Origin of the sequence: Mesorhizobium sp. ESP7-2, from assembly GCF_020164715.1 — a bacterium.
Taxonomy (GTDB): Bacteria; Pseudomonadota; Alphaproteobacteria; order Rhizobiales; family Rhizobiaceae; genus Mesorhizobium.
In genome coordinates, this window is the sequence record NZ_JAIUGQ010000007.1 from 173,659 (window position 1) to 186,302 (window position 12,644).

Genomic DNA, 12,644 nt, shown 5'->3' on the forward strand with positions numbered 1-12,644 from the left:
GGACGACTTCAATGATGGATTTCGCGATTTTCTGGGACTGGCTGAGCTTCGCCGTGCGCTGGCTGCACGTCGTCACCGGCATCGCCTGGATCGGCTCGTCCTTCTACTTCGTCGCGCTCGATCTTGGCCTGCGCCAGCGACCCGGCATGCCGGTCGGCGCCTTCGGCGAGGAATGGCAGGTGCATGGCGGCGGCTTCTACCACATCCAGAAATATCTGGTGGCGCCGGCGGAGATGCCCGAGCACCTGACCTGGTTCAAATGGGAATCCTATGCCACCTGGCTGTCCGGCTTCGCCATGCTTTGCGTGGTCTACTATGCCGGAGCCGACCTGTTCCTGATCGATCCCAACGTGCTGCCGATGTCGGTGCCGGTCGGCATCCTGCTGTCTATGGCCACGATCGGCGTCGGCTGGGTCGTCTATGATCTCTTGTGCCGCTCGCCGCTCGGCAAAAGCGACACCGGCCTGATGCTGGTGCTCTATTGCGTGCTGGTCTTCATTGCCTGGGGGCTGACCCATCTGTTCACCGGCCGCGCCGCCTTCCTGCATCTGGGCGCCATCACCGCCACGATCATGTCGGCCAATGTCTTCATGGTCATCATTCCCAACCAGAAGATCGTCGTCGCCGACCTCATCGCCGGCCGCAAGCCGGATCCGAAATACGGCAAGATCGCCAAGCAGCGTTCGCTCCACAACAACTACCTGACGCTGCCGGTGCTGTTCCTGATGCTGTCGAACCATTATCCGCTGGCGTTCGGCACGCAGTTCAACTGGGTCATCGCCTCGCTGGTGTTCATCATCGGCGTCCTGATCCGGCATTATTTCAACACCGTGCACAAGCGCGCCGGCAACCCGCACTGGACGTGGCTGGGCGCCCTTGTCCTGTTCCTCATCATCATCTGGCTGTCGACCGTGCCGAAGGTGCTCACCGGCGAACCGAAGGCCTCCGCCTCGGCGGACATCTATATCGCCTCGGCGCATTTCCCGGCCGTGCGCGACACCGTGCTCGGCCGCTGCTCGATGTGCCATGCGCAGGAGCCGGTCTATGAGGGCATCTATCACGCGCCCAAGGGGGTGATGCTGGATACGGACGCCGGCATCGCCGAGCATGCCCGCGAAATCTACCTGCAGGCCGGGCGCAGCCACGCCATGCCGCCCGCCAATGTCAGCCAGATCACCGACAAGGAACGGGCGCTGCTGGTGGCCTGGTTCGAAGGCGCGGGGAAATAAGCATGACCTCGACACTTCTGCGTGGCCGCACGCTGTCCTTCGTGCGCTGGCCGCAAACCATCGACGACCACTCCGCCTGGCGCTACGAGGAGGATGGCGGCCTGCTGATAAGCGACGGCAGGATCGTTGCAGCAGGCGCCTATGCCGAGGTCGAGAAACAGGCCGGCGAGACGGTGAAAAAAATCGATCACCGGCCGCATCTGCTGCTGCCGGGCTTCATCGATGCCCATGTGCATTTCCCGCAGATGCAGATCATCGCGTCCTATGGCGCCGAACTGCTCGACTGGCTGAACACCTACACCTTTCCCGAAGAAACCAAATTCGCCAACGCTCAGCATGGCCGCCGCATCGCGCGCCTGTTCCTTGACGAGACGGTGCGCCACGGCACCACGACGGTTGCCGCCTATTGCTCGGTGCACAAGGCCTCGGCGGAAGCCTTCTTCGCCGAGTCGCATGCGCGCGACATGCTCAACATCGCCGGCAAGGTGATGATGGACCGCAACGCGCCCGAAGGTGTGCTCGATACGCCGCAATCCGGCTATGACGATACCAAGGCACTGATCGCGGAGTGGCACGGCAAGGGAAGGCAGCACTATGCCATCACGCCACGCTTCGCCATCACCTCGTCACCGGAGCAGATGGAGATGGCCGGCGCGCTGAGCCGCGAACATCCCGGCCTGCACATGCAGACGCATCTGTCGGAAAACCACGCCGAGATCGCCTTCACGCAGCAGCTCTACCCTTGGTCGCGCGACTACACCGACGTCTACGAGCATTACGGGCTGCTGGGCAAGAAGAGCCTGTTCGGCCACTGCATCCATCTGTCGGAGCGCGAGGCGGACGCGCTTTCGGATAGTGGTTCGGTGGCCGTCTTCTGCCCGACCTCGAACCTGTTCCTCGGCTCAGGCCTGTTTGACTATCAGCGCTTTCGCCGCCGCGACAAGCGGTTGCGCATAGCGTCCGCCACCGATGTCGGCGGCGGAACCAACTATTCCATGCTGCGCACCATGGATGAGGGCTACAAGGTGATCGCGCTCAATGGCGAGAAGCTGAACCCGTTCCAGTCCTTCTGGCAGATCACGCGCGGCAATGCCGAGGCGCTGTCGGTGGCTGACAAGATCGGCACGCTGGAGCAAGGCACCGATGCGGACATCGTCGTGCTCGATGCCCGCGCAACGCCCGCCATGCGGCTCAGGATGGAAACGGCCGAGACGCTGGCGCAGGAATTGTTCCTGCTGCAGACGCTGGGCGACGACCGCGCCGTGCGCGAGGTCTATGTCGCGGGGCGGCCTGCCAAGAGCGACATGGCGAATTAGGCGCTGCTCGTGCGTTCCTTGCTTGACCCGGCGGCAGCCATCGGTCAAAGCGTGCGACGAAGTTGACAGGGGAACGACATGGCCGTTGCTGACGACATCGCTCTGATCAAGAGACAGGAAGAGACCCTTGTCTTCAAGGCTTTCGACGAGCCCGTCGCCTTCGAGATCGGCGCAGCCATCCGTGGTCGTGCAATTGCCGAGAATCTGCCGATCATCGTCGATATCAGGCTATGGGATCGGCCCCTGTTCTATGCCGCCATGCCGGGTTCGAACGCTTCCAACCCCGACTGGGCGCGGCGCAAGATCAATGTCGTGAAGCGCTATCTCAGAAGCACTTATCGTCTGGTCCTGGAGCAGCAGCGCTCCGACCGCACCTTCAAGATCGGCGAGGGGCTGGATATTTCGGACTATGTGCTCGCCGGCGGCGGCTTCCCGGTCACGGTCAAGGGCGCTGGTGTCATCGGCGTGATCGCGGTGTCCGGCCTGCCGGAGCGCCAGGATCATGGCGTGGTGGTCGATGCGCTGTGCGATCACCTGGGCATGGACAGGCGCGGACTGGCGTTGTCCGCGGACCCCGAATGACCGTGCCCGATCCCAAGGTTTTTCTTACCTCGATCTTCAATGCCGCTGTCGCCGCCGCCGATCCGGAGCGCACCATCCGCGACCATTTGCCGGCCAGGCCCAGGGGCCGCACCATCGTCATCGGCGCCGGCAAGGGCTCGGCGCAGATGGCGGCGGCGTTAGAGAAGGTCTGGGATGGCCCGATCGAAGGGCTGGTCGTCACCCGCTACGGCTATGGCGCCCAATGCGAGCGCATCGAGATCATCGAAGCGGCGCATCCGGTGCCGGACGCCGCCGGGCTCGAGGCCTCGCGGCGGCTGCTGGAGAAGGTGCAAGGGCTGACGGCGGACGATCTGGTCGTAGCGCTGATTTCCGGCGGCGGCTCGGCGCTGCTGCCGTCTCCCGCTGCCGGCCTGACACTGGCCGACGAGATCGCCGTCAACGAGGCGCTGCTCGCCTCGGGCGCGCCGATCGCGGCGATGAACACCATCCGCAAGCACCTCTCCACCATCAAGGGCGGCCGGCTGGCTGCCGCCGCCTGGCCGGCCAAGGTGGTCTCGCTGGTGGTCTCCGACATTCCCGGCGACAATCCGGCCCTGGTCGCATCAGGCCCGACCGTTCCCGATACCGGCAGCCGTGAAGACGCGCTGGCCTCGATATCCGCCTATGGCATGAACCTGCCGGCCTCGGTGATGGCGCACATCCAGTCGCCGGCGGCCGATGCACCAGATCCCGACGATCAGCGCTTTTCGCGCAACGAGGTGCATCTGATCGCCTCTGCCGGCGTGTCGCTGGAAGCGGCAGCAGTGGAAGCGAGGCGGCAAGGCATAGAAGCCGTCATCCTTTCCGATGCAATCGAAGGCGAAGCACGCGAGGTCGGCGGCGTCCATGCGGCAATCGCCCGCGAAGTGTCGACGCGCAGCCGGCCCTTCCAAAAGCCGGTTCTGATCCTTTCGGGCGGTGAGACCACCGTGACGTTGCGGGCAAAGGGCAAGGGTGGCCGCAACTCGGAATTCCTGCTCGCCTTCGCCATCGGCATCAGCGGCGTGGAAGGCATTCACGCCTTGGCGGCCGATACCGACGGCATCGACGGTTCTGAAGACAATGCCGGTGCCTTCGCCGATGGTTCGACGGTTTCGCGCATGCGCGCGGCGGGCGTCGATGCCAAGGCGATGCTGGCCGGCAACAATGCCTGGACAGCCTTCAACGCCGTCGGTGATCTTTTCGTACCCGGCCCGACCGGCACGAACGTCAACGATTTGAGGGCAATTCTCGTTCGTTAGCTTCACAGCCTCAAACGTTCGTCATCCTCGGGTCTGCGTTGCGTTGCGTCGCTACGCTCCTTGCTCCGCCCGTGGATGACGAATTCAGAGAGGCTTCCTTTATGCTCAAGCGGCCATCAGCTTCTTCACCTGCTTCATATCGCGCAAAAACCGCTCGCGTTCAGCTTCCTTGTCGGCGTGATCCCGAATGCGCAGGATGAAGGAGGGATGGACGGTGATGAAGACACGCAAGCCATCCTCGCGTTCGATCATCTGGCCGCGCATTTTCGTCACCGGTGTGGCTTTGCCGAGCAGCGACAATGCTGCCGTGGCGCCGAGCGCCACGGCGAGGTTCGGCTTGATCAGGTCAAACTCCTGGTCGAGCCACCAGCGGCAGGCTTGAACCTCGCCGACATTGGGCTTGGAATGGATGCGCCGCTTGCCGCGCGGTTCGAATTTGAAGTGCTTGACCGCGTTGGTGACGTAGACCTTCAGGCGGTCGACCCCGGCATCATCCAATATGGCATCAAAGATCTTGCCGGCCGGCCCCACGAACGGCTGGCCGACGAGGTCTTCCTGGTCGCCCGGCTGTTCGCCGACAAAAATCACCTTGGCATTGTCAGGCCCTTCACCGAATACGGTCTGCGTCGCATCGCGCCAAAGCGGACAGCGGCGGCATCCCTTCGCGGCCTCGCGCAATTCGGGAACCGTGTCCGCGGCATCGTCATCAGGCATCTCGGCTGGCTCACGCTTCGGCCAGTGCCTCGCCTGCACCTTGGCATGGTGCGGCGCAGGCGTTGTCGGCATCTTCGCAATCATATCTCTGGCGGCCTTGTCCGCTCCCGCGATCACGTCAGGAATGAGCGAGGCCTCGGGAAGGTTCCGCCGATATTTCTGTCTGGAGGGCCGGTACGCCACCTGATTTGAGGGTGACGGCGAAAAAGCGATCGCCGTCGGGTCGTCCAGCCATCAGACTTCGTGCAGGTAGAGATGATAGTCCAGCTCGCTGACCGTACGCGCCACGCGCAGGTATTCGGACTGCTTGATCGCCACGAAGGTGCGGTGCAAGTCCTCGCCGAGCGCGCCCTTCAGGAAGCTGGACGCCTTGGCCGCTTCGATGGCGGCGCGCCAATCGGCGGGCATCGTCGTACGGGTGACGGCCGCCTCATAGCCATTGCCAGTCGTTTCAGGACCTGGATCGAGCCCTTCGTCGAGGCCTTTGACAATGCCGGCGAGCACCGTCGCGGCGATCAGATAGGGATTGGCGTCGACGCCGGACGGCCGATGCTCGATGCGCCGGTTTTTCGCGTCGCCCGCCGGCACGCGCAACGCCACCGAGCGGTTGTTGACGCCCCAGGTCGGTGCCACCGGCGCATAGGATTGCGAGACGAAGCGGCGCCAGGAATTGGCGTGCGGCGCAAACACCAGCATCGATTCCGCCATGGTCTGGATCAGCCCGCCGAGGCCACGCAGCAGCGGCAGCGACCAGTTTTCGCCGGCGGCTTCCGAAAAGACGTTTCGGCCGTCCTTGTCCTGCAGCGAGACGTGGAAATGCATGCCGGAGCCGGCATATTTCTCGATCGGCTTGGCCATGAAGCAGGCGGTGACGCCGTGGCGGCGCGCCTGCGCCCGCACCAGCCGCTTCAGCATGACCAGATCGTCTGCCGCCCGCATCACGTCCTTGCGGTAGTTCAGCGTCAGCTCGTACTGGCCAGGCGCATATTCGGAAATCACCGTCTCGGCCGGAATGCCTTGCGCCTTGGCGGCGGCGTAGATGTCGGAGAACAGAGGCTCCATGCCGTGCAGATGATCGACGGAATAGACTTCCGTCTTGCCCGAGACGCGGCCGTCGAGCACCGCGCGCGCCGGCTGCACCTTGCCGTCGGCATCGCGCTCATTGGCCAGCAGAAAAAACTCGAGTTCAAAGGCGCCAGCCGGATAGAGGCCCTTGGCAGCCAGTATGTCGACCTGCCGGGCAAGCGCCAGCCGCGGGTCCGATGACATTGGCTGGCCGTCGAGATGATACATCGCCATCAGCACCTGGCCGCGCGGCGGGTTCGTGCCGTAAAGCGGCACCAGCGTGCCGGGAATCGGCCAGGCCCTGAGATCGCCGTCGCCGCTGTCCCAGATCAGCCCGGTTTCATGCACATCCTCGCCGGTAATGTCGAGGCCGAGGATGGAGATCGGCATGTGCCGGCCGCCTTCGAAAATGCTTTTCAGCTCATGCCGGCGCACGATCTTGCCGCGCCCGACGCCATTGGCGTCGGTCAGCACGATATCGAAGGCCTCGATCTCGGGATGGGCGTCGAGGAAGGCTTGCGCCTCGGTGGGCGTGGAGCCCGAAGGTGAACTCATGATGGAACTCGGGTTTGGCTTGGTGGCTTGTCTCATGCCGCAAGCTTTGCCGCAACCGCGCCAAAAGCGGTGATCAGCCGGCTGACCTGGGCGCCTGACGTCGCCGGCGAGATCAACATCATGTTGTGGAAGGGTGCGATCAGCACGCCGCGATTGACCAGCGCGACATGGATGGCGGCTTCCAGTTCCGGCGCATGCGCGCCCTCGGCCTCGGCGCCATTGCGCAGCGGGCCGGGCACGCAGATGAACTCGACGCGGGCCCCGACACGGGAAACATGCCAGGGCAGGTTGTAACGATCGATCACGCCGGTCAGTCCGACATCGAGCCGCCGCGCCAGATGATCCATGCGGTCGTAATTCTCCTGCGTCATCACCTCCTCGAGCGTGGCGCGCATGGCGGCGAATTGCAGCGGGTTGGCCGACAGCGTCGTGCCCATGCCGGAATAACCCGGTTCTTTCGTCCTGTTGTAGTCGGCATAGCGCGAGGCGACTTCATCGCTCATTCCCCACACGCTCGCCGGCACGCCGCCGGCAATCGGCTTGCCCAGCACGAACAAGTCCGGCTCCAGCCCATATTTCCTGGTGTAGCCGCCCGGGCCGGTCGAGATCGTGTGCGTCTCGTCGATCAAAAGCAGCGTGCCCGCTTCGCGCGTCAACTTTCGCAGTGTCTCGTGGTAGCCAGGATCGGCCAGCACCATGCAGGAATTGGTCAGCACCGGCTCGGCAATGACGCAAGCGACATCCCTGTCCTTCAGCGCGGCTGCCAGTGCGGCGACATCGTTGAATTCGATGACCTTGGCCGTGCGGGTCAGGTCGCGGAACTCGCCCGCCAGTCCTGGCCGGTTGACGGGCTTGCCGTCGATCAGCCGCACCATCGTCTCGTCCACCGAGCCGTGATAGCAGCCGTTGAAGACCAGGATTTTTTCTCTTCCGGTGACGGCGCGGGCGACGCGCAGGGCGAACCGGTTGGCGTCGGTCGCCGTCGTCGCGATCTGCCAGAACGGCAGGCCGAACCGCTGCTGCAGCAGCGGCCCGATGGCGAGTGCGTCTTCCGAAGGCAGCATGTAGGTCAGGCCGCGCCCGGCCTGGCGGCGAATGGCACGCGCCACCGGTGGCGGCGAGTGACCGAACATCGAACCGGTGTCGCCGAGGCAGAAGTCGTCGAGCTTGTTGCCGTCCATGTCGGTGATCGTGGCGCCTCGGGCGCTGTCGACCAGGATCGGAAACGGCGTCGGCCAGTCGTTCATCCAGTGCATCGGCACGCCGCCGAAGAAGCCGGGCAGGCCGTTGCCGACCTTGGCTTGCGATCTAGGCCGCGCCTTGCGGAAGGCAGCGCCTTCCGCCTCGCGCAATTGCGCAATGCGGTCGCGGCTGATGCCGCCTACGGTCGTCGAACTGTCGCTGTGCATGAAAACCCCTCTGGCCCGTCCCTCTTAGCCAATCCACCTCCGCATCGGCAATCGGCCGCGCGTCCGTTCTGCATTGGCTCAGCCCGTGCTGGGCGCGCTTGACGCTCTGCGCGAAGTCGGCGTCAATGGGACGGCAATTGGGGCAAGGGAAATGCGGACGATCATCTGCGTGGCGGCACTGTTCCCGTCAGCTGGCACGGCGTTCGCGACCGGCGGCATCTGGTGCTCCGTCGATGATCCACAGGTGAAATTCCAGGTCGATGCCGGCGTCACCACCGGCATGGGCGGCCCGACCTTCAATTTTCGCGGCGACCTCGAAATCAAGGCAAGGCCCATCGGCGATCAGTTGCGAAAGACCACTTTTGAGAACCCCAACCTCACCCAGTACTGGCTCGACAACAAGGAACTGTGGCTGAACATCTATCATGAGCAGGAGATGGCCAAGACCTTCAGTTCGATCGAACTGACAATCCTGACCAGGGCCAGCGACGAAGGGGTCTATGATGGAGATTGCAAGCTCGCTGTCTATGACGGCACGGCCGACAAGGACAGCGACGACAAGCCAGTCGATCTGATTGGCAAGATGTCCTGCGGCGCCGAGTGATCGGCCATCCGGACTACGCAGTGATGTCGATGACGCCGCAGTCGCCGGCGGCACTGCCGAAGGCGACACGGCGTTCTTCCTTGTCCCACATCATCGCGGTGATGGCGCCTTTGCCCGGGCGCCGCAAAAGCACTTCCTTGGCATCGGCGAAGCGCACCGCCATCACCATGCCGTCGTCATAGCCGACGGCCACGACATCCTGGCTCGGGTGGCAAGCGACCGCCGTCACCATGGCATTGCCTCGCGTGCCGAGTTCCAGCGGCGCCTTGCCCATCGGCCCGTCCTTGGCCGAAAACGGCCAGACGATCGCCGCCGGCGCGCCGGAACTGGCCAGCCACTTGCCTTTCACGCTCCACGACAGGCTTTTGACCTTGCCGGGATAGCCGCTCATGCGCATGTGCTTGCCGTCGGCGAGCTTCCAGCCATGCAGGGCGTTTTCCTGCATGGTGGTGACCAGAAAGGCGCCGTCCGGCGAGAAGGTTATGCCTGTGTGCGCGCCCGCCCATTCCAGTTCCACCGGCTTGCCCTCCGCGGCGGGGAAATGCAGCGTCGCGCCATTGTAGCGGGCAACGCCGAAGCGCATGCCCTTTGGCGAGAAAGCCAGGCCCTCGACCGAGCGCGGATGGGCGAATTCCCGGGTCTTGCCATCGGCGAAGCGCACGAAGGCGGTCTTGCCCGTGGCATAGGCGATGGCGCCTTGCGGCCCGGCGGCAACGCTGGTGATCCATTTCTTGCCGGCGCTTGCCACCTCCCGGGTCTCACCGCCGGCTTTGACGGCAAACACCTTACCGTCCTCGCCGCCGGTGATCAGCCGGTCGTTGGACGCGTCATGAAAGGCGGCAAGCAGCCCATCGTTGGCCTGCACCGTCTTGTGGCCATTGTCGAGCCGATGGACAGCGCCATCCGCCAGCGCGAAATGCGGCACGTCGCCGAGGAAGACGGCGGCGACGCAATGGCCTTCGAGATCAAGCGGGGCGACTGTGGGCATGATTGTCTTCGTTCAACTGGATGAGATTACAGAGTCGGCTTACTCGACGTTTGCGGTTCCGGCAACCGGCAGATCAGATGGCGAGAGGCTGTCATCAAAGCAGCCCTTTCGCCCGCAGATCGGTTGCGAACGTCGCCAATGGCATGACCAAGATCAGGTTCGATCCCTGGAGGCGCTCGGCCCCGTAGCTGGCATACCATCTTTCGGCCCGCTCGCTCTTGGCATCGATGATGAGCAGGATGCCGCCACCTTCGCCGGCAAGTCGCAAGCAGCGCAACGCGGCGGCGGCAAGCAGTTGACCTCCGAGGCCTTGCCTGGCGACGCTGCGGTCGGTCGCCAGCCGGGCAAGCTTGAAGCCGGAAACCTCGTGCCGCGCCAAGCCTCTCGTCATCGTCTCCGGCACGGTTTCGTGAGCAATGGCTGACGGCGCGATGGTATAGAAGCCAAGGATCCGGTCCAAAGCCGCATCGTCGATCGCACAGAAAGTCTTGGCGGCATTCTGTTCGTGGCTTTGCCGCGCGAACCGCCGCAGAAAATCGTTCATCTGCGCATCGCCGCAATCGAACGAGGCCCGATCATGGCGTTTCGCAATCGGCTCCTCGTGCCAGGCGGGAAGCGTCACAGAGTATCCGGCAAGGCCGCGATCGCTGCTCGGAGCTTGGCATTGGGTTTCGGCGGGTTCTCCAGCAGATCGAGTATACGTGTGAAATCGCGGTCGGACACTTTCGCAACCTCGGCTGCTTCGATTACGGCCTGTGCTTCGGGAACCACCTTGTTGAGAATAAAGTCGGTAACGTCCTGATGAGACAGCGCAGCGGCGCGCGCGATCATCGCCTTCTGTGCAGGCGCGATGCGGATTTGATAGCGCTCGGTTTTGGTGTCGGCCGACCTGGGCATCGGAAATCTCCTCGGGTCCATGTACACATGATATGTGTACATGGACCCATAGTCAATCTCGAAGGTCCATCAACACAGCCTTACGAGGCCTGGCAGGCGTCAAAGCTCTTCTTCAGCCGCTCGGCGTCGAGTTCGCGGCCGATGAACACCAGGCGGCTCTCATGCTTCTCGCCGTCTTTCCAGGCGCGCTGGTGGTCGCCTTCGATGATCATGTGCACGCCCTGGATGACATAGCGCTCGTCATCGCCCTTGAGCGCGATGATGCCTTTCAGCCGCAAAATGTTGGGGCCTTCCATCTGGGTGATCTTCTCGATCCACGGGAAGAATTTCTTCGGGTCCATCTCGCCACCGCGCAGCGATACCGACTGCACCGTCACGTCATGGATGTCGGAAGGATGCGCATGATGGTGGTGGTCGTGCCCATCGTGGTCGTGGCCATCATGGTCGTGATGATCATGATCGTGGTCATGGTGATCATGGTCGTCATGCGCCTCGAGGAAATGCGGATCGTTTTCCAAAGCCTTGGACAGATCGAAAGCGCCGCGGTCGAGCACCTCCGACAGGGCGACGCCGGCGCGCGTCGTGCGGTGGATCCTGGCCGCCGGATTGATGGCGCGGATCGTCGCTTCGACCTTGGCGAGTTCTTCCGGGGTGACGAGGTCGGTCTTGTTCAGCACGACGACGTCGGCGAAGGCGATCTGGTCCTCGGCTTCCTTGGAATCCTTCAGCCGCAGCGGCAAATGCTTGGCGTCGACCAGCGCCACCACCGCATCGAGCTTGGTCTTGGAGCGCACGTCGTCGTCCATGAAGAAGGTCTGCGCCACCGGCACCGGATCGGCGAGCCCGGTGGTTTCGACGACGATGGCGTCGAAGCGGCCGGGCCGGCGCATCAGGCCCTCGACGACGCGGATCAGGTCGCCGCGCACAGTGCAGCAGACGCAGCCATTGTTCATCTCGTAGATTTCCTCGTCGGATTCCACGATCAGGTCGTTGTCGATGCCGATCTCGCCGAATTCGTTGACGATAACGGCGTAGCGCCTGCCGTGGTTCTCCGACAGGATGCGGTTGAGCAGCGTCGTCTTGCCGGCGCCGAGATAGCCGGTGAGAACCGTTACGGGGATCTGCGTCTGTGCGTCGCTCATGGCTTGCCTCGAAATGACTGGGCCCTGAAATTCAGGCCGCGAAAGGGGATTGTCGGTTCCATATAGGATGTGCGCCGGGCTTTTGCACGGGCAAACCATGGGCCAAAGTGACATCGTGGTTGCGGAAAGCGGTCGCCGCCTTGGCGAGGAATGATCAAGGGGCGTCTTGCCAGGGCTGTCGGTCGTCGGATCGCATTCGCGCGGCGGTTGCTCCGAATTCCCTTCACGCGAAACTCGTTTGTCATCTAACTGAAATAAACATCTGGCATCACCACGGCGGACACCTCAAATGCTTGCCGGCAAAGCTGTTTGGTATGCCGGAATCTTTTCGATCGTCGATTGCCAACCGGCCGGCTGCGTCTATGCTGTGCGCACCGGTACGGCCGAAGAGGGATGACCATGGCCAAGGCGGACAAGACTGCAACGATGAGCCGGCTGCATTCAGCGGCAAGGCTGGCAAGGACCGCGCTGGCGGCACGGCTTCTGGCGCACGGCTTCTACGCCGGCCAGGACCAGATCATGCTGGCGCTGGACCGTGAGGACGGCCAGACACCGGGCAATCTCGCCGGGCGTCTTGGCGTGCGTCCGCCGACCATCACCAAGACCATCAACCGGCTGCAGGCGCAGGGTTTTCTGGAAAAACGCGCCTCCGAGGCCGATGCCCGCCAGGCGCACATCTTTCTCACCGATACCGGGCGTGAAACCATCCGCGCCATCGAGAAGTCGGTGAAGAAGACCGAAAAGCAGGCGCTGAAAGGTCTCGACAAGAAAGACCAGAAGGCGCTGTTCAAGCTGCTTGCCCGCATCGAGGCCAACCTCTCCAACGAGGAACTGGTGCTGATCGATGACGACGCCGAGACGGACGACTGATCTCTTCGACA

Annotated in this window: 13 protein-coding genes; 6 read left to right on the plus strand and 7 right to left on the minus strand. The window is 63.4% G+C overall.

Features of this window, described 5'->3' with window-relative positions; all coding sequences use genetic code 11:
* Positions 1-11 precede the first annotated feature (11 nt).
* The 4 genes from LB543_RS09955 to LB543_RS09970 all read left to right on the plus strand — a co-directional run bounded on the left by LB543_RS09955 (position 12) and on the right by LB543_RS09970 (position 4,389).
* Positions 12-1,229, plus strand: a complete 1,218-nt coding sequence (locus LB543_RS09955) for a urate hydroxylase PuuD (protein ID WP_224613915.1) — start codon at positions 12-14, stop codon at positions 1,227-1,229.
* A gap of 2 nt (positions 1,230-1,231) precedes the next feature.
* On the plus strand, positions 1,232-2,545 hold the full coding sequence (gene guaD / locus LB543_RS09960; protein ID WP_224613917.1) for a guanine deaminase: 1,314 nt from the start codon (positions 1,232-1,234) through the stop codon (positions 2,543-2,545).
* Between the two features lie 78 nt (positions 2,546-2,623).
* Positions 2,624-3,127, plus strand: coding sequence for a heme-degrading domain-containing protein (locus tag LB543_RS09965; protein ID WP_224613919.1), 504 nt, complete (start codon positions 2,624-2,626; stop codon positions 3,125-3,127).
* Positions 3,124-4,389 (plus strand): glycerate kinase, encoded by a 1,266-nt coding sequence (locus tag LB543_RS09970; protein ID WP_224613920.1) that lies wholly within the window; start codon positions 3,124-3,126, stop codon positions 4,387-4,389. Before LB543_RS09965 ends, LB543_RS09970 begins: the two co-directional genes overlap by 4 nt.
* A gap of 105 nt (positions 4,390-4,494) precedes the next feature.
* Here LB543_RS09970 and LB543_RS09975 read toward each other — a convergent pair whose 3' ends face one another.
* The 3 genes from LB543_RS09975 to LB543_RS09985 are packed head-to-tail and all read right to left on the minus strand — an operon-like array spanning position 4,495 to position 8,132.
* Entirely contained in the window at positions 4,495-5,286 is a 792-nt protein-coding gene (locus LB543_RS09975) for a UdgX family uracil-DNA binding protein (protein WP_224613922.1), read from the minus strand.
* Between the two features lie 51 nt (positions 5,287-5,337).
* Positions 5,338-6,723 carry a glutamine synthetase family protein gene (locus tag LB543_RS09980; protein WP_224613924.1) on the minus strand — a complete coding sequence of 462 codons (1,386 nt, stop codon included), beginning with the start codon at positions 6,721-6,723 and terminating at the stop codon, positions 5,338-5,340.
* A 32-nt stretch (positions 6,724-6,755) separates the two neighbouring features.
* Complete coding sequence (locus tag LB543_RS09985) at positions 6,756-8,132, minus strand: aspartate aminotransferase family protein (protein ID WP_224613926.1); 1,377 nt, start codon at positions 8,130-8,132, stop codon at positions 6,756-6,758.
* A 151-nt stretch (positions 8,133-8,283) separates the two neighbouring features.
* On the opposite strand from LB543_RS09985, the gene LB543_RS09990 reads away from it, so the two are divergent.
* On the plus strand, positions 8,284-8,736 hold the full coding sequence (locus LB543_RS09990; protein WP_224613928.1) for a hypothetical protein: 453 nt from the start codon (positions 8,284-8,286) through the stop codon (positions 8,734-8,736).
* 13 nt (positions 8,737-8,749) lie between these two features.
* Here the strand turns inward: LB543_RS09990 and LB543_RS09995 are convergent, their stop codons facing one another.
* The 4 genes from LB543_RS09995 to LB543_RS10010 form a co-directional block, all read right to left on the minus strand.
* Positions 8,750-9,724 carry a WD40 repeat domain-containing protein gene (locus tag LB543_RS09995; protein WP_224613930.1) on the minus strand — a complete coding sequence of 325 codons (975 nt, stop codon included), beginning with the start codon at positions 9,722-9,724 and terminating at the stop codon, positions 8,750-8,752.
* Between the two features lie 94 nt (positions 9,725-9,818).
* Positions 9,819-10,346 carry a GNAT family N-acetyltransferase gene (locus LB543_RS10000; RefSeq protein ID WP_224613932.1) on the minus strand — a complete coding sequence of 176 codons (528 nt, stop codon included), beginning with the start codon at positions 10,344-10,346 and terminating at the stop codon, positions 9,819-9,821.
* Positions 10,343-10,621 carry a DUF1778 domain-containing protein gene (locus LB543_RS10005; RefSeq protein WP_140757121.1) on the minus strand — a complete coding sequence of 93 codons (279 nt, stop codon included), beginning with the start codon at positions 10,619-10,621 and terminating at the stop codon, positions 10,343-10,345. The genes LB543_RS10000 and LB543_RS10005 overlap by 4 nt, the downstream gene beginning before the upstream one ends.
* 80 nt (positions 10,622-10,701) lie before the next feature.
* Positions 10,702-11,763 carry a CobW family GTP-binding protein gene (locus LB543_RS10010; protein WP_224613933.1) on the minus strand — a complete coding sequence of 354 codons (1,062 nt, stop codon included), beginning with the start codon at positions 11,761-11,763 and terminating at the stop codon, positions 10,702-10,704.
* 399 nt (positions 11,764-12,162) lie between these two features.
* On the opposite strand from LB543_RS10010, the gene LB543_RS10015 reads away from it, so the two are divergent.
* Positions 12,163-12,633, plus strand: a complete 471-nt coding sequence (locus LB543_RS10015) for a MarR family winged helix-turn-helix transcriptional regulator (protein ID WP_224590802.1) — start codon at positions 12,163-12,165, stop codon at positions 12,631-12,633.
* Positions 12,634-12,644 lie beyond the last annotated feature (11 nt).